This is a genomic window from Wolbachia endosymbiont (group A) of Sicus ferrugineus (genome assembly GCF_947251515.1).
Classification (GTDB): domain Bacteria; phylum Pseudomonadota; class Alphaproteobacteria; order Rickettsiales; family Anaplasmataceae; genus Wolbachia.
Genome location: NZ_OX366370.1, coordinates 926,487 through 943,833, shown reverse-complemented (window position 1 = coordinate 943,833; position 17,347 = coordinate 926,487). Strand labels below are relative to the sequence as shown.

Sequence of the window (17,347 nt, the reverse complement as noted above, 5' to 3'; positions counted from 1 at the left end):
AGCAGCTGAGTCGCGGTTATTAGACGTTTGGAATAAAAAAACGCCATACTTGAAAGTATAATGTAAGTAACTAGCCAACCACGGGGCTTCTTTTGCCTTTTTTTTTCATTTGGTAAATTTCTTAAATATTTATAGCTAAAGATTGCACGAATGTTGCAATTACAAAAGCGATCTCTACTAGGAGAATGTCATCCCAGTGCACAGAGCACTGCCATGAATGAACCAACAGGACCAGAGCCTGCGATGATAATGTTTTTCATTTTTACCTCATATGAACCACCCAACGCTAGGCTTATACCAATTCCCACTATACAAAGAACGGATAGACAATAATGGGAAAAAAGCCATACTAAAGTAAGTGAAGTAGCGAGGTATAAATGGCATTAAGATCAAAATTATTGGATGAAAAAGTAGTAGAATCAGCAAAAGAAATGCTGAAGAAAGTAAGGAACAATGTATATGTTTCAAAAAAACTAAATGCTGTAATTGCGGCAAAAAAGCATAGTATAACGGCTGTAGCAAAAATATATTGAATTTCAAGAAGCGCACTAACTTCGTGGATAAAACTCTTGAAATTTGGCAGAGAAGAAAAACTGTTTGCTCCTCCATCACGCCGTAGAAAAACTAAATTAAATCAGGCTCAACTACAGCAAATTGAAGCATGTATAGAAGAAAATCCTAATATTACCATTAAAGAAATGAGAATAAGAATCCAGGAAAAGTTCGGATTAAATATCAGCAAATCTACAGTACACCGCTATATGCAAAAGATGAAATTCTCATATATTACACCCAGACCAGTTCATAATGGACAAGATAAAAGCAAACAAGAGGAATTCAAAAAAAAATCTCAATGGAGCTATTAGCAAGTATCCAGAAAAAGAGCTATTTTTCTTTGATGAATCAAGGTTTGGCACACATTCAAAGGTTGGACATGGGTGGTTTAAAAAGGGGATTAGAACACAGGTTAAAACAAAATTAGTTAGGCAAAATTTCTATCTCTATAGTGCGGTTAATCCTAGAAATGGAGAGAGTTCTAGCTTATTTGCACCAAATGTCAACACTGATTGCATGAACATATTTCTTGAGCAGATGTCGCAATATCTAGAAACACGAGAGGCTTTGGTTATATATAAAACAGAACATTTTGTGCAATAAAATATACGATACAATTGCTCTGCTTTAGGGTGCTTTGTGCAAATTTATTACTTCTCTTGCCAGCTCCACAATTAAACAACTCTGCAATTTCTCCTATTTGACTGACCAACAATGAGAATTGGTATGACAAAGAAACAGCAGGCAATATAGCTACTAAGGTAAGTAATTTTTTCATTTTTACCCTCCAAATATTGATATATGCATGTATACAAATATAAGCATTAAAAATAATATAATTACAGCGAATTACTTTATTCTCTTAATCACCTGCTTTTCTCTTGCTATTGCAAGGCTTTTTTCTGGTACATCTTCCACTATAACACTACCTGCCGCAATTACAGAGTCATCATGAACATTAAGCGGTGCAATGAGTGAGCTATTGGCACCAATAAAGCAATTGCTTCCTATGTTCGTTTTATGTTTCTTTTTCCCATCATAATTACAAACAATAGTACCTGCTCCTATATTACTCCTCTGCCCTACTTTAGCATTTCCTATATAACTTAAGTGTTTTATTCTAGTGTTTTGACCAACTTCACTTGTTTTCACTTCCACAAAATTTCCTATTTTTGCCTTATTACCAATTGTTGTGTTTCCGCGTATTCTGGTAAATGGACCGACCTCAGCATTACTTTTAATTAAGCAGTTTTTTAAATGCGAAAATGGCAGTATTTTCGCACCAGACTCTATTTTCACTCCAGTACCGAAAAAAACATATGGGTAAATAACTGAATCTCTGGCAATTTGCGTATCAAGAGAAAAGAAAACAGTCTCTGGAGCAACAAGCGTTACTCCAGAGTTGGTAAAAAATTTTCTTTTGTTTTCTTGAAAGTAAAATTCAGCTTTTATAAGGTCATTTCTGTTATTTATTCCCGTTGCCTCTTCTCCACCGGTAATAACGTAACCAACATTTAAATTACTCTTCACTGCAATGGAAACTATATCGGTCAAATAATATTCATGAGTTGAGCTATTGCACTCTATTTTCTCCACCAATTCACGTAAATTCTTTGCACATGCAACCATTATTCCAGCATTTGCAAGAAACTCTTCATGATTATTTTTATCACTCTTTGCTTCTACGATTTCTCTTAAGGAACCATTCTCAATAATTAACCTACCGTATTCTTTATTGCTTGTCCTAAAACCTAGGCAAACTAGAGCCTTGCCTTCTAAGCAACTAACCATTTTAGTTATTGTGCTGCTTTTTATGAATGGGGTATCTCCATACTGCACAATAATTATGCTCGAATCTGGCAATTCTTTCAGGTTTCTCATCGCAGTTTTGACTGCATCTCCCGTGCCAAGTGTTAATTCTTGTGTAATTAACTGTATATCCTTAAAGCACTTTAGTCTTTCAATTAAAGGCAGATCAACTACAACAGCAATATTTTCAGGATTTAACTGTTTTGCATTGTAAATGACATGCTGGAGCATGGAAAAACTGCCTATTTTGTGTAGGACCTTAGGCAAATCTGAATTCATCCGCCTGCCATGCCCTGCAGCAAGTATAACGAACGTATGAGTTTTACTTATCACTTATCTTAAAGATGAAAAATGAAAACCGTAATGATCAAGCCAGCTGATTTTGTTGTCATAAAAGCTCCTTAAGTCGCTAATTTGATATTTTAGCATTGCAAGCCTTTCTATACCAATGCCAAACGCAAAACCGCTGTATTTAGTGTGATCTATTCCAACATTTTGAAATACATTTGGATGCGTCATACCGCATCCCAGTACTTCTATCCATTTACTACCTTTATAACTTATGTCCACTTCTGCAGAAGGCTCGGTAAAAGGGAAAAAACTATTACGAAAACGTATCTTCAGCCCTTTATCTCCAAAAAACTTATTAAGGAAGTGATGAATAGTAAATTTTAACTGGCCCATATTGACATTCTCATTGACATATAACCCCTCTATTTGATGGAACATAGGGGTGTGAGTTGCATCAAAGTCGTTTCTGTATACTCTACCAGGAGATACGATTTTAATCGGAAAAGTTTTCGCTTTTTCCATAGTTCTGATCTCCACAGATGAGGTATGAGTGCGCAGCACCATTCTTTTGTCGTTTATTTTATTCTTTAAGTAGAAGGTATCTTGCTCCTCCCGCGCAGGGTGGTGACTTGGAGTATTCAGTGCATCAAATACATGAAATTCATCTTCAATGTCAGGGCCATCAACTGCTTTAAAACCCATATGTGCAAAAATAAGCTTTACTTCATTTAGAACCTTACTGAGTGGATGGACCTTGCCCATTTTTTCTGGTCTAACGGGCAACGTGATATCAACCGCCTCGTTCTGCAATTTAAAGTTAACTTCTTCGGCTTTTAGTATATTTTCCTTATTCATTATAAGCTGATCTAGCTTATTACGTAAAACGTTGATAACCTCGCCTAAATTGCGCTTTTTTCCTGCGTCTTCTATCTCTTTTAAGTTGTCAAAATAAGCTTTAATTACACCCTTTTTTCCCAAATATGATAGCCTGACTTTTTCTAAATCTTGTAAAGAAGAAGCATTCTCAATTTCAGAGACCGCTTCATCTTCAAGTAAAGGTATTTCATTCAGTAGCTCTTTATTCATCTTAGAAACGCTGGCTTAAACTTTAATTATAGTAAAATCTTGAATAGCATCAACAATCTAAAAACTGTCCCATTTTAATTATTAATTTATTGACCAATTAGTTTTTTTTATCTACCTTTGCGTTGATGAATTTGCTGTATCAACCATGCACAACAGTGACACTGAAACTGATAATAAGTACAAAATAGAGGATTTACCTAAGTTCTTTAAGGAAAGATCCAAAAACATAAGTAAAGCATTTTCTAGCAAAATAATTAAGATCAGTACCATTCGCTCGAGAAGTATTGAAAGTAATATACAAGAATTTTCATTTGAGCTAACAGCAACAGGTAAAGACACCTTTAATACAAGACCATTTCAAATAAAATCTTTAATTGATTTTTTTAAAATCTGCCTTTCTCGGGAAAAAAATTTTACAGTCAACATAAAAGTATCAAAAGAAAGCAGTGAATTATATAATAACTACTGTAAAACTAATAGTGATAAAACTGTAGAAGAATTCGTAAATAATGCTCCGCCTCAAATCCTTCTGCAAGGAATAACAATCATACTACAAACAAATGTTAAAGACATTAACTTAGATAATTTGCACCAAATAGGGTCATTTTTAAATGAAAAGCTAAAACATGCAGAAAAAACTGAAAATGAGGAACAGAGTCAAGTTACACTACAAGTAAAAGAAGCAGAAAATAAAGACAGACAAGAACAGAGTGAAACTAAGCAAAAAAACGCACAAAATAGACAAATTGTACCATTTACAGGCTCGTTTGACTTTAACGTAGCAAGCAAAGTAAATTGTAAAGCTCCAGTGGTTACTGCTACAATAAAAGCTAGTATACCAAAATATAGAATCTTCCTTCCCTTATCCAATTTTTTAATGATGTAATAAGGTTATCCCTTTTAAGAACACCAAAACCTTCTATACAGAGCAACAATATACCATTTGGTGTCATTCCAGCGCTTGACGCTGGAATCCAGAAAAAAAAAAGAAAAATGGACTCCAGTGTCAGCTACTTGGATGACAAGTAGTATAGGAAATCCAATACCTCAAGAAGCAGAACAGAATGTAGGTCAAACTACTTCGCACACAGAGTATTTTAAGGCTAATACCAATTCTCATTGTTGGTCAGTCAAATAGGAGAAATTGCAGAGTTGTTTAATTGTGGAGCTGGCAAGAGAAGTAATAAATTTGCACAAAGCACCCTAAAGCAGAGCAATTGTATCGTATATTTTATTGCGCAAAATGTTCTGTTTTATATATAACCAAAGCCTCTCAACAAGATTTAGCTCAGGTGAATATGTAGGTAGGTATATAATGTCGATATTTTTAGGTACCTTTAAATTTTTTGACCTATGCCAACTAGCACAGTCCATAACGAGAAAAGCCTCTCGTGTTTCTAGATATTGCGACATCTGCTCAAGAAATATGTTCATGCAATCAGTGTTGACATTTGGTGCAAATAAGCTAGAACTCTCTCCATTTCTAGGATTAACCGCACTATAGAGATAGAAATTTTGCCTAACTAATTTTGTTTTAACCTGTGTTCTAATCCCCTTTTTAAACCACCCATGTCCAACCTTTGAATGTGTGCCAAACCTTGATTCATCAAAGAAAAATAGCTCTTTTTCTGGATACTTGCTAATAGCTCCATTGAGATTTTTTTTTGAATTCCTCTTGTTTGCTTTTATCTTGTCCATTATGAACTGGTCTGGGTGTAATATATGAGAATTTCATCTTTTGCATATAGCGGTGTACTGTAGATTTGCTGATATTTAATCCGAACTTTTCCTGGATTCTTATTCTCATTTCTTTAATGGTAATATTAGGATTTTCTTCTATCCACTCTTCAATTTGCCGTAGTTGATCCTGATTTAATTTAGTTTTTCTACGCCGTTGTGGAGGAGTAAACAGTTTTTCTTTTCTGCCAAATTTCAAGAGTTTTACCCACGAAGTTAGTGCGCTTCTTGAAATGCAATATATTTTTGCTACAGCCGTTATACTATGCTTTTTTGCTGCAATTACAGCATTTAGTTTTTTTGAAACATATGCATTGTTCCTTACTTTCTTCAGCATTTCTTTTGCTGATTCTACTACTTTTTCATCCAATAATTTTGATCTTAATGCCATTTATACCTCGCTACTTCACTTACTTTAGTATGGCTTTTTTTCTATTATTGTCTATCCGTTCTTTGTATAGTGGGAATTGGTATTACTTTATATATTCTGAATATTCTATAGAATCTGTTAAGCAAGTAAGTGAAAACGATCCCCTTTCTTGCGCCTATAGCTAGTGCAGGCTCAGTTTTCCTACGTCATACCGCCGCGGATAGATCCCGCTAACAAGCAGCGGGATGACAGCAGTCCTACGTCATACCGTCACGGTATCTCACATAGATCCCACTAACAAGCAGCGGAATGACGAATTTGTCGTTTTTTAAATCGTTGGTAAACCAGAATTACTTTAGCTATAACAAAATAGAAATAAGTTATTGTAAAAAATTTTTCATGGTAAAATTATTTATTTTCACCATATGTTTAAAGGAATTATCACGGATATCGGGACTATAACTGATACTACCACTCACTCCAACTCTGATCAAATTTTCCATATCAAAACACAAAATTTACCCTCTATAAACAAAGGAGATTCAATAGCTTGCTCTGGTGTGTGTTTAACTGTTGTTGATATAATGAGCGATATATTTACAGTCCAAACGTCTCAAGAAACTATGAAGGTTTCTAACTTAAATACGTGGAAGATAGGCAAAAAAATAAATCTCGAACAAGCAATGAGATTAAGTGATAAGATCGATGGCCACCTAGTTCAGGGTCATGTTGATGGGATAGTAAAAATTTTAACAATCGAACGAAATTTAGATTCTCATGAAATCAAACTATCGTGCCCACAAGAATTAATTAAATTTGTTGCAAAAAAAGGCTCTGTTACACTAGACGGGGTTTCCCTCACAGTGAATTCAGTTATTAATCAGGAATTTATAGTAAATATAATTCCCTATACATGGGAAAATACAACTTTTCAGTACAACAAAATAAATGATTATCTGAATTTAGAAATTGACATTATCGCTAGGTATTTAGATCAATTGATGCAGCATAAATACAATTAATTTTACAACCTTGTTATTTACAACTATTATATCTTGAAAACCATATAGATATAAAATATGCTTTTCGATAGCCTAATTATCTTCATTGTTGTTCTATGCGTAATAATCTCGGTAACTAGAGGTTTTATAAAAGAGCTATGCGCACTAATGTTTCTATTTTTATCAATTTTTCTGACAGCTAATCACTATGATTTTTTCACTCCAAATTATAGTAAATATTTTGATTCTAAAGTTATACTAAACATACTTTCTACAATCTCTGTATTTATTATACTTAATCTTATATTCATGATAATAAACAACTGGCTAATGTACATATTATCACCCATAAGGTTGGGGTTTATCGATAGAGTTACTGGAATCTTTCTCGGAGTGCTTAAAGGAATATTGCTCTCTTATGTATTATTTTTTGCTGTGCACTTATATTGCTACACAGTATATGACAAAAAAGAATATGGCAAAAAAGAGGAACATTCTGAAATAAAAGCAGAAGACATATTGCCTAATTGGATAATAAATTCACACTCTTATCAGGCTTTATTTGTGACAGCAGAAGAAGTAATTGACATGTATGTACCAGAGTCGTTGATACTAAAAATAAAAGAGATCGGTGGAGAAATGGTTGATCAAGAAAAACCCAAAAACAATAAAAAAGAAGAGTAAATATTTATTTATAAATATGTTCATTGGGAGTATTCAAAAAGCCATATGTGTCAGGTTAAGAGCACTCCTCTCTTATAATTCACGTATTTAAGAATGACTTCTGCTAAACCTTTACTAATTCCATGTACGTTTTGAATTTCAGCCAGAGAAGCTTTGCTTATATTTTTCACTGAACCAAAATAAGACATCAACGCCTTTTTCCTTTTGTTGCCAATGCCGGGTATTTTGCTTAATTGTGAAACTATAAACTGTTTATCGCGTTTTTTTCTATGTGAAGTTATCGCAAAACGGTGGGCTTCATTACGCAGCAATTGTAAGTAAAGCATGACTTTGCTGTCATTTGCCAGACTGAATTCTTCCCTGCCCAGCATATAAAATGTTTCATTTCCTGCGTTACGATCAGGACCTTTTGCCATACAAGCAAAAGGAACGTTTATATTCAATACTTCCAGTACATTCTGTACTATGGAAACATGTCCTGGTCCACCATCAATCAGTAAAAAATCAGGTATTATGCCTTTTATATTGCCGGAGAAACGTCTGGTTAGAACTTCCCTCATCATTTTATAGTCATCGCCTGAAAATTTTTCCTTTATAGTAAATTTTCTGTACTCACTTTTTAAAAAACCCTCCTGCCCTGCAACAACCATTACACCAATTTGTTGATTTCCAAATATATGGCTATTGTCATAAACCTCAATACGCTTTGGAATGTTTGGTAACAAGAAGATTTTGCTAAGCTCCTCAAGCTTTTCTAGGTTATTTCTATAATCGATAAGCTTCTGCTCTAAGCTATGCTGAGAGTTATCATAAACAAATTTCAATAAATCACGCTCTTTTTTATTCTTTGCATGCAGAACTTTTACTGGCTTTTGAGCAACCTTATATAGTGCTTGTTCTATAATTTCCTTATCCACAATAGAATCTGGAACGTAAATTTGTATTGGAGGTATGTTAGCTGAATTATAAAAATTGACCAAAAAGGTGGATAAAATTTCATCATTTGAGTGATCACCACAGTTCTCGGCAAAGTAAGGAGTGCTGCCGTAGTTGTCTTTATTTCTGAACGATAACACACTAATACATGCTAGATCCTCTTCACGTACAATACTGAAGAAATCTGCATCTTTTTCAAAAGAAAAATCCGTGTGCTGTATTTGAATTTGCTCAAGAAACTTTACCCGATCTCTATATATAGCAGCAAGCTCATAGTTTTCTTCACTGCTGCACTTTCTCATTGTGAAAAGTAACTGTTCTTTCACTTCCTTATTTCTTCCAAGCAATGTATTTCGTGCCTGTTTTACTGATTGGCAGTAGTCGTCTTTTGTGGTTTTGTTTATGCATGGTGCTGAGCAGCGCTTAATTTGATATTCAATACATGGTCTTTTTGTTGAGGAAAAGTATTGATCTGAACATACTCTTAGGAGAAAAGCTTTTTGCAATGACAATATAGTTTGCTTAACAGCAGCGGCAGATGTAAAGGGACCATAATAATGAAACTCATTCTTCTTAAATTTGCCTCTATATTTTGCTATTCTTGGATAATCGTGCTTGGAAATTGTTATATAAGGATAAAATTTTCCATCCTTGAGCACAATATTATAAAGTGGTTTCAATGATTTTATTAACTGTGCTTCAAGAAGCAGTGCTTCGATTTCATTCTCAGTGATGAATATTTCAACCTTAACAACCTGTGAGAGCATAACTCTAATTCGTTCAGAAAGGTTTTCGAATTGAAGGTAGTCAGATAATCTCGATTTCAAGTTTTTTGCTTTACCAACGTATAAAACTTTATCCTTATCTCCAATCATCTTATACACACCACAAGACTGCGGAGATAATTTTATCTGTTCTTTATATTGCTTGAACATTTATCCATTACTTGACTTGTATGAGGTTAAAATCTGCTACTAAATGAAAGATGGAAACAACACTTGCAAGCAAAGACAATCTATTTCTCCTTAGCTTATCAGAATCGCAGTTGATCTTTACACTACCCATAAATTTATTGATAAATGGAGTAAGGCTAGTAAGCTTATCAAGCGCTGCGTTTAAATCCCCACTTTTCATTGCTTGTTCAATGCTCTTATAAAAAAATGTAGCATAACTTGATAGTGCAACTTCTTCCTTTTCAATCAGAAGCCACGTATTGTAAAATGTGCCATAAGCAGTGTCATCATTTTTCCTTACTTTGTTAACCATGTTGCTGACTCTTTTGTAAGTGCTTAGAATCTGTTCACCTTTTGGCGTACTAAGATAACAATCCAATATAACAGCTTGCTTTTCTGCTGTCAGCAGATCATTAATATCGATTTTATATAGTATTGAATCTACGACATCTTGCCTTATATCTCTATTTTTTAAAATAACCTTGAATCTTTCTAAGCAGAATCTAAATACTAGTTCTGAAATTTGTTTTCTATTTGGCTTATCAACTGACGTTGTATTTTCATTAAATAGAAGCCTTGAATATAAAGATACTGACTTATCTATCAATAGCCTAATTGGAATATGCAAATTATTTTCAAGTATTGTTCTAATTATACCAATTGTCATTCTCCGCAAACCAAACTGATCATACGAACCAGAGATTTTCTCACCTGCTGCAATTAAACCAACTAAGCTATCCACTTTGTCTGCAATTGACACAGCAATTGCTGAAGGGGATTTAGGACACTCCTGCTCTGGCCCGATTGGCTTATAGTGTTCAGTTATAGCTTCCACTATTTCTCTATCTTCTTGAAAATAAGAAGCGTAATATCCACCCATTGCTCCTTGCAGTTCTGGAAACTCTCTTACTATCGATGTTGCCAAATCAGCTTTTGCCAAATATGCAGCACGTTCAACTTTTATCAGCGAAGCATGTGGAATAAATATAGCTATATACTTTGACAGAGACGTAATACGCTTCACCTTTTCCCCCACGCTGCCAAGAAAAGCATGAAATAATATCGAACCTAATTTTTTGACATAATAATCTAGATTTTCCTTTTTATCTTGAGATATTAAAAATTGGGCATCAGCAAGACGTGCTTCTAATATTCTTTCGTGTCCTTTAACAACTTCACCATTGTTGACGTTGACAACAGTGACAAAGTGTGAAATTCTCTTTCCATTACTTAAAGCAAGGTATTTTTGCTGCGTATTAATTATACTAAGAATTACTTCCTTCGGTAATCCAAATGACTTTTCTTGATTCACTTCACCAAACAGTACGATTGGCCACTCTATAAGCCCTGTCAATTCATTTAGTAAATAATCATTTTTCTCAAGTTGTAAATTCTGCTCTTTTGTGAATTTATTAATCTGATCTAGTATAAATTGCTTTCTTTTGTCCAGCTGGAGAATTACGCTGTTTTTTTCTAGCAATTCAAAATAGTCTTTAGGTGCTTTAATAGTTAACGTCGCATCACTTGAGAGAAATCGATGGCCATATGTTGTGTTAGATGCTGTGATCCCTGCAAAAGACACAGGTATTATTTCGTCATTTAAAATGCATAAAATGTTTTTAATTGGCCTAACCCACCTTTCTTTTCCTTCGCCCCATCTCATACTCTTCAACCAAGAAAAGTTTTTGAGCATTTCCTCCAGTTGATTTTTGAGGAATTCTCTGATGTTAAATGAGCAGCTTTCTCTTTTAATGAAGTAAAAATCCTCATTATTTACTTTTCGAACGAGCAAACCTTCTTCATTTTTCTGATATTTTCTTAAAAAACCTTCGATAGCACTTTTTGGTGCGTTAATGTTTGGTCCCTTAACTTCGTTATTGGAATTCTTTAGCTCCAAAGCATTTATGTTGTCAACAAATAGGGTAATGCGACGTGCCGTTACAAAAACCTCCATTGATGTAAATTTTACATTATTTTTGTTAAAAACATTGGCAATACAGCTCTTAACTTGAGTTGCAGCTACATTCTGCATTCTCGGTGGTATTTCTTCTGAAAGGCACTCAAATAACAACTGCAACGACATACGCTATTTACTCATGTATAATTCGCAACATTTTTTTGTCAGCTCTCTAACTCTACCAATATGCGCTGTACGTTCATTGACACCAAGCACACCTCTTGCATCAAGCAGATTAAGTAGGTGACTAGTTTTAATACATTGGTCATAAGCTGCCATTGGTAGCTCCTTTTCAATAAGGAACTTACATAATTTTTCCGTATCTTCAAATTGCTGCTGTACCACTTTAGTATCATAATAATCTAACGCTAGATAAGAAAATTCATATTCTCTTTGTTTAAAAATATCTCCGTAAGTTACACCGTTATCGTTCCAAGTTATATCGTAAACATTATCTACACCTTGTATGCACATTGCTAAACGTTCCAACCCATATGCCACCTCACCAGGAATCATCTTGCAGTCAATCCCTCCAACTTGCTGTATATAAGTAAGCTGTGTTACTTCCATTCCATTGCATGTAACTTCCCATCCAAGTCCTGATGCACCAACACTTGGGTTTTCCCAATCATCTTCAACAAACTTAATATCATATTTTTCTGTAGATATGCCAAGAGCTTTTAAGCTATCTAAATAGACGTTTTGTAAATTATTACCAGATGGCTTTATTATAACTTGATATTGGTGATGTTGATACAAGCGATTAGGATTATCACTATAGCGTCCATCTGCTGGCCTAATTACTGGTTGTAGATATGCAATTTTTGTCGGTTTTGTATCAATTGCAGACATAATTGTTGCAGGATGTAATGTACCAGCACCAACTTCAGATGTGTATGGGTGAAGTATAACGCACCCTTCACCAGCCCAAAAATCTTGCAACTCTTTTATTATACTTTGTAAATTCACACAAATTGCACACTTTTTATACTAAATATATAAATAAATAAGTACTATTCAATATTTATTTTTTTTGCAGCACTATGTAAATAATCACCTAAAACTGCTGAACTTTCCCTCACATACTGAATTATGCTTTTATTTAGGACAATTGCATCATGCATAGTTAAATCGCAGAATATAAATGCTGTTAAATACAGTAAAATCACCGCATAAAATGTGTGAAAAATCCCCTCAAATGTAATTGACATTGCATTATTATAGCTGAGTTGTATTGAACTTATTGGCCATGGTTTTATCACTTCTACGACATTAAAAAATACGTAAGGTATCATAAGAAAAAAGAAAAAGTGCATAAAATCATTAAACCAAAATGGGCATTGAAATATCTGCTTACATATACTCCCATAGAGTTTACTTACAGTATAATAAATTGACATTATTGCTGGCATTGAAAGTGCTACAGTCAATACTTGCCCTGACGCTATTTGTATTACTATGTCTTCACCACTGTTTGCTGAAGGGTCCTGAGCATGAAAAATAAATATTCCAATTAATTGTATTACTAACATAACTATTGCCGATTTTGTAAAAACAGCAGCTACAACTATTCCTGAATTTGGCATTTTATATAGTAAATATTCGCCTCCATATGTAAAAATCAATATAACATCGACAATAAATAATATTAAAAAAGAAGACCAATAGTTCTGCCAACCTGGTAAATATCCTATTCCCAAAAAAGAGCTTACTGTTTTGGCAGGAAAAACCTTACCTAGCATCTTTCCCAAAAATTCAAAAAAAATCCCCATGCTCTAAGTAACACTTGGTTTATATTATTTATAATACTGTATTGTAACGGACTTATCAATAACTTAAAACATGTATTGGAAAATTTTAGGTAATATGCAGCAACAGTAGAAGAACATGCGCCAAAAATTTAGTAATTTTATAGGGCTTGTGCACTTAAATTTTTTGCAATATCAAGTGCAGCGTAAGTGAATATTGCACTTGCACCCGCACGTTTGAAACCAATCAAAGATTCATAAATCACCTTGTCATAATCTAGCCAGCCATTATTTGCAGCAGCTTTTATCATTGCGTACTCACCGCTTACTTGGTAAGCAAAAATCGGAAAATTAAACTTATCACTTGCTGTTTTGATAATATCCAAATATGGCATACCTGGTTTAATCATAATAAAATCTGCACCTTCATTTATATCCATTTCAATTTCGCACATTGCTTCATGTGCATTTTTATAATCCATTTGATAACCACTTTTGTCTATAGAATGTGATAGCCCACATGAACCAACGACTTGCCTGAATGGAGCATAGAAGCTAGAGCAATATTTCACCGCATAAGATAATATTAATACGTCTTGAAAGTTATTATCATCTAATGATTTTCTGATTCTTCCTATTCTACCATCCATCATATCAGAAGGAGCAACTATATCACATCCTGCCTTCGCTAAAGCAAGTGCTTGCTTACACAGTACTGATATAGTTTCATCGTTTTCTACATCCATCTGATTATCTTTTAAAATCCCGTCATGGCCATGAATAGTGTATGGATCCAGTGCAACGTCTGCAATAATACCAATTTCAGGTACCTTTAATTTTACAGCACGGATTGCTTTGCAGATTAAGTTGTCAGAATTATATGCTACCTCAGCGTTTTCAGATTTTAGTTTACTATCAACTACAGGAAAAATTGCAACAGCATTAATTCCTAAATCTTTAGCTTCCTTAACTATAGACACTAATCCATCTATTGAATAACACTTTACGCCTGGTAAGCCAGAAATTGGTTCAGTTGTTTCTTCTCTGTCGTGAACAAACAGAAGAAGAACCAGATCATTTACTGATAAACTATTTTCACTTGTTAAATTGCGAACCCATTTGCTCGAGCGCCTGCGCCTTAATCTTGTATTTGGAAAATTAAACATTGGACCCAGGTAAATTCCTAGTAAAGAGCAACACTCCTGAAATGAGTACCACCCAAAGCACCGATATTGGCAGAAACACTTTCCAACCAAGGCGCATTAGCTGATCATATCGATAACGAGGTATTGTTGCTCTAATCCAAATAAATATGAACAAAAGTATAACTATCTTCAAAACGAACCAAATCAAACCTGGAATTTTGTAAAGTAAACTGAACTCCAGCGGCGGATACCATCCTCCTAGAAAGAATATCGTCATCATAGCACTTGCTAGAATCATATTTGCATATTCTCCAAGAAAAAAGAGGGCAAAAGGCATGGATGAATATTCAACGTTATATCCAGAGACAAGCTCTGCTTCAGCTTCTGGTAAATCAAATGGGTGACGATTAGTTTCTGCAAGCAAAGAAATAAAAAATATTATTCCTATAGGCATTAGTAACAAAACAACCCAAAATGGCATATTGTGTTTCGCTACCACCATCTCTCCAAGGTTCAACGTACCAGTTGTAACAACAACTGTAGCAACTATTAAGCCTATTGAAACTTCATATGAAATCATCTGAGCAGCCGACCGTATAGCGCCAAGAAATGCATAATTAGAATTGCTTGACCAGCCTGCAATAATTACGCCGTATACTCCCAGTGACGATATAGCTAGCACATAAAGCACTCCAACATTAATATTTGCTATAACCTTAGGAATCACTACTTGCTGGCCATTTTCTACAATTACTTCAGCACCAAACGGTATAACTGCCCAGGCAATTAATGCCAAGATAAAAGTAAGCATTGGAGCCATAATGAACAGTATGGTGCTCGCTCTAAATGGTATTATCGGCTCTTTAATCAGTAGCTTAATAGCATCTGCAAATGGCTGCAATAGCCCAAAAGGTCCAACTACACTTGGTCCGTGTCTCAGTTGAATTGCACCAATAACCTTACGCTCAAAGTATACCAAGTACGCAACTGAAAGTAGTAGCGGTACTAAAATAAATAAAATATTAACTAGCGTGTTCATAAAAAGCTTTAGTACAATCTGCCATTATTTTCGAAGCGCGACTTATTGAATCCGTCATATAAAAATTACACTCCTTTAAAGTGAAAGGTGTATTACTTAAGCTTATCCCATCATTGCTAATTGGTACCCATGTGTTTTTTACCACTTGATCGGCATTTCTAAACTGTGGACCGATAGTATCTAATTTTTTTCTCACATCAAATAAACTATCATACGGTAAAGAAAGGTCTAAATATTGTGAAAGATTTTTAATAATTAACCAATCCTCCTTTGCTTCACCTGGAGGAAATACAGCTAAATTTGTTCTTTGCACTCGACCTTCAGTATTTACATAAGTTGCATATTTTTCTGTATATGCAGCACCAGGCAAGATAACATCTGCCACATGTGCACCCTTATCACCGTGATGACCTTGATAAATTACAAATGTATTTTCTAATTTTGATGTATCAATTTCATCTGCACCAAGAAGATAAATGACTTCTATCTCGCCACCTTCTGTATGCTCCAGTATTTGATTAGTGTCTTTTCCACCTTTTTCAGGAACAAACCCAACGTCCAGACCGCCAACTCTTGCTGCAGCTTTATGCAGCATATTAAAGCCATTCCAGTCGTCTCTGACCATGTTAAATTTTTCTGCAATTTTGCCAGCTAGAATTAGAATTGATTCAGAATCATCTCTTATTAATGCATCTTGACCAATGATCAGCATAGGGTTTTGGGCGGCTACCAGCAGCTCACAGAACTTATGATTTCCATTTGCTATTTTACTCAAAACATCAGGATTATCGCCCAATTTCTCAACATAATACAAATATTCAATGTTAGGACCAACACTTGCAATAGGAAAGTTGCCCTGTAAATATCTCTTTCTCAATCTTACATTAATGATCGGTGCTTCTATCCTTGGATTTGTATTTATAAGCAGACACAAATCTGCATTCTCTATACCCTGGGTAGTGGTATTGAACACATAAGATCCGCGATTACTTGGTATAAGCTTTGCACCATCTTGCCTGCAGTCTATATTCCCCGAGCCGAGCTTCTGCATCACTTCTTTGAGTAGAAGCATAGACTCACAATCTGCTAAATCACCTGCAATTGCAGCTATTTTATTTGATTTTGTATTCTTTAATTTCTTTGCAGCAATAGTTAATGCTTCATTCCAATCAACTGGGGCTAATTTACCATCTTTTTTTACATAAGGTTGATCAAGACGCTGAACTTTTAGTCCATCATAGGCAAAGCGGGTTTTATCTGATATCCATTCTTCATTTACCTCTTCGCTCAGTCTTGGTAATATTCGCATAACTTCCAGGCCACGATAATCAACTCTAATGCTACTTCCCACAGCATCTAGCACATCTATAGTCTCACAATGTGATAGCTCCCATGGACGCGCTGTAAAGGAGTAAGGCTTTGAAGTTAAAGCCCCTACCGGGCAGAGATCTATGATATTTCCAGATAATTCAGAACTAATATGCCTTTTTATGTAAGTGCTAATCTCTACATTTTCTCCCCTTCCGATTCCTCCAAGTTCATTTGTACCTGCAACATCAGACAAAAATCTAACACACCGAGTGCAATGAATGCATCGATTCATCGCAGTCTCAATCAGTGGTCCGAAGTGTTTTTTTGGCACAGCCCTCTTATGCTCATCAAGTCTGCTGGTTCCTTTCCCATAAGCCATCGTGATATCTTGCAAATCGCATTCACCACCTTGATCGCAAATTGGGCAATCAAGCGGGTGGTTAATTAGCAAAAACTCAAGCACACCTTCACGTGCTTTTTTAACCTTAGGGGTATCAGTGTGAATAACCATCCCTTCTGCAACTGGCATTGCACAAGAGGCTACTGGTTTTGGAGGCCCACCCTCAACTTCAACCAAACACATTCTGCAGTTACCAGCAATTGCTAAACGCTCATGATAACAAAAACGTGGAATTTCAACGCCCACGACTTCACAAGCTTGAATTATAGTGAGCCCATGCTCTACTTCACATTCCTTAGAATTAATAGTAACTTTAACCACAACT

General features: G+C 34.9%; 13 protein-coding genes and 2 pseudogenes. 5 read left to right on the top strand and 10 right to left on the bottom strand.

The annotated features are described in order from the left end of the window. The first annotated feature begins 377 nt into the window (after positions 1 to 377). A pseudogene (locus OPR24_RS04745) lies at positions 378 to 1,273 on the top strand (IS630 family transposase). A 131-nt stretch (positions 1,274 to 1,404) separates the two neighbouring features. Here OPR24_RS04745 and glmU read toward each other — a convergent pair. Both glmU and pheS read right to left on the bottom strand, forming a co-directional pair. Then, positions 1,405 to 2,697, bottom strand: coding sequence for a bifunctional UDP-N-acetylglucosamine diphosphorylase/glucosamine-1-phosphate N-acetyltransferase GlmU (glmU, locus tag OPR24_RS04740; RefSeq protein WP_265032873.1), 1,293 nt, complete (start codon positions 2,695 to 2,697; stop codon positions 1,405 to 1,407). Beyond that, on the bottom strand, positions 2,698 to 3,741 hold the full coding sequence (gene pheS, locus OPR24_RS04735) for a phenylalanine--tRNA ligase subunit alpha (protein WP_265032872.1): 1,044 nt from the start codon (positions 3,739 to 3,741) through the stop codon (positions 2,698 to 2,700). A 145-nt stretch (positions 3,742 to 3,886) separates the two neighbouring features. On the opposite strand from pheS, the gene OPR24_RS04730 reads away from it, so the two are divergent. Beyond that, positions 3,887 to 4,627, top strand: coding sequence for a hypothetical protein (locus tag OPR24_RS04730; RefSeq protein ID WP_265032871.1), 741 nt, complete (start codon positions 3,887 to 3,889; stop codon positions 4,625 to 4,627). A gap of 75 nt (positions 4,628 to 4,702) precedes the next feature. Beyond that, on the top strand, positions 4,703 to 4,879 hold the full coding sequence (locus tag OPR24_RS04725) for a hypothetical protein (RefSeq protein WP_265032870.1): 177 nt from the start codon (positions 4,703 to 4,705) through the stop codon (positions 4,877 to 4,879). Here OPR24_RS04725 and OPR24_RS04720 read toward each other — a convergent pair. Next, a pseudogene (locus OPR24_RS04720) lies at positions 4,858 to 5,869 on the bottom strand (IS630 family transposase). The gene OPR24_RS04725 and the pseudogene OPR24_RS04720 overlap by 22 nt on opposite strands. 404 nt (positions 5,870 to 6,273) lie before the next feature. Between OPR24_RS04720 and OPR24_RS04715 the strand changes: the two are divergent. Then, entirely contained in the window at positions 6,274 to 6,870 is a 597-nt protein-coding gene (locus OPR24_RS04715; RefSeq protein ID WP_265032869.1) for a riboflavin synthase, read from the top strand. Between the two features lie 57 nt (positions 6,871 to 6,927). Beyond that, positions 6,928 to 7,533 carry a CvpA family protein gene (locus tag OPR24_RS04710; RefSeq protein WP_253307316.1) on the top strand — a complete coding sequence of 202 codons (606 nt, stop codon included), beginning with the start codon at positions 6,928 to 6,930 and terminating at the stop codon, positions 7,531 to 7,533. Positions 7,534 to 7,583: 50 nt separating this feature from the next. On the opposite strand, the gene uvrC is transcribed toward OPR24_RS04710, so the two are convergent. From uvrC to nuoG, 7 genes are all read right to left on the bottom strand, one after another. After that, on the bottom strand, positions 7,584 to 9,404 hold the full coding sequence (uvrC, locus tag OPR24_RS04705) for an excinuclease ABC subunit UvrC (RefSeq protein ID WP_265032868.1): 1,821 nt from the start codon (positions 9,402 to 9,404) through the stop codon (positions 7,584 to 7,586). A 7-nt stretch (positions 9,405 to 9,411) separates the two neighbouring features. Beyond that, the gene (glyS, locus tag OPR24_RS04700) at positions 9,412 to 11,505 is read right to left on the bottom strand and encodes a glycine--tRNA ligase subunit beta (protein ID WP_320157117.1); all 2,094 of its coding nucleotides are present in this window, start codon (positions 11,503 to 11,505) and stop codon (positions 9,412 to 9,414) included. Positions 11,506 to 11,508: 3 nt separating this feature from the next. Beyond that, a complete protein-coding gene (locus OPR24_RS04695) occupies positions 11,509 to 12,348 on the bottom strand; it encodes a glycine--tRNA ligase subunit alpha (RefSeq protein WP_264329343.1) in 840 nt (279 codons plus the stop codon). Between the two features lie 44 nt (positions 12,349 to 12,392). Beyond that, a complete protein-coding gene (locus OPR24_RS04690; protein ID WP_265032866.1) occupies positions 12,393 to 13,151 on the bottom strand; it encodes a phosphatidylglycerophosphatase in 759 nt (252 codons plus the stop codon). Between the two features lie 137 nt (positions 13,152 to 13,288). Further along, positions 13,289 to 14,293: a porphobilinogen synthase gene (gene hemB, locus OPR24_RS04685; protein WP_265032864.1), complete on the bottom strand. Its 1,005-nt coding sequence runs from the start codon at positions 14,291 to 14,293 to the stop codon at positions 13,289 to 13,291. Continuing rightward, on the bottom strand, positions 14,286 to 15,311 hold the full coding sequence (gene nuoH / locus OPR24_RS04680; RefSeq protein WP_265032861.1) for an NADH-quinone oxidoreductase subunit NuoH: 1,026 nt from the start codon (positions 15,309 to 15,311) through the stop codon (positions 14,286 to 14,288). The genes hemB and nuoH overlap by 8 nt, the downstream gene beginning before the upstream one ends. Further along, the gene (nuoG, locus tag OPR24_RS04675; RefSeq protein ID WP_458694319.1) at positions 15,295 to 17,343 is read right to left on the bottom strand and encodes an NADH-quinone oxidoreductase subunit NuoG; all 2,049 of its coding nucleotides are present in this window, start codon (positions 17,341 to 17,343) and stop codon (positions 15,295 to 15,297) included. The genes nuoH and nuoG overlap by 17 nt, the downstream gene beginning before the upstream one ends. Positions 17,344 to 17,347: the final 4 nt, after the last annotated feature.

Bases quoted from the DNA above. Each gene is read 5' to 3' on its own strand.
- pheS (WP_265032872.1), bottom strand. From the start codon at position 3,741: ATGAATAAAGAGCTACTGAATGAAATACCTTTACTTGAAGATGAAGCG.
- OPR24_RS04730 (WP_265032871.1), top strand. From the start codon at position 3,887: ATGCACAACAGTGACACTGAAACTGATAATAAGTACAAAATAGAGGAT.
- OPR24_RS04715 (WP_265032869.1), top strand. From the start codon at position 6,274: ATGTTTAAAGGAATTATCACGGATATCGGGACTATAACTGATACTACC.
- OPR24_RS04710 (WP_253307316.1), top strand. From the start codon at position 6,928: ATGCTTTTCGATAGCCTAATTATCTTCATTGTTGTTCTATGCGTAATA.
- uvrC (WP_265032868.1), bottom strand. From the start codon at position 9,404: ATGTTCAAGCAATATAAAGAACAGATAAAATTATCTCCGCAGTCTTGT.
- glyS (WP_320157117.1), bottom strand. From the start codon at position 11,505: ATGTCGTTGCAGTTGTTATTTGAGTGCCTTTCAGAAGAAATACCACCG.
- OPR24_RS04690 (WP_265032866.1), bottom strand. From the start codon at position 13,151: ATGGGGATTTTTTTTGAATTTTTGGGAAAGATGCTAGGTAAGGTTTTT.
- hemB (WP_265032864.1), bottom strand. From the start codon at position 14,293: ATGTTTAATTTTCCAAATACAAGATTAAGGCGCAGGCGCTCGAGCAAA.
- nuoH (WP_265032861.1), bottom strand. From the start codon at position 15,311: ATGAACACGCTAGTTAATATTTTATTTATTTTAGTACCGCTACTACTT.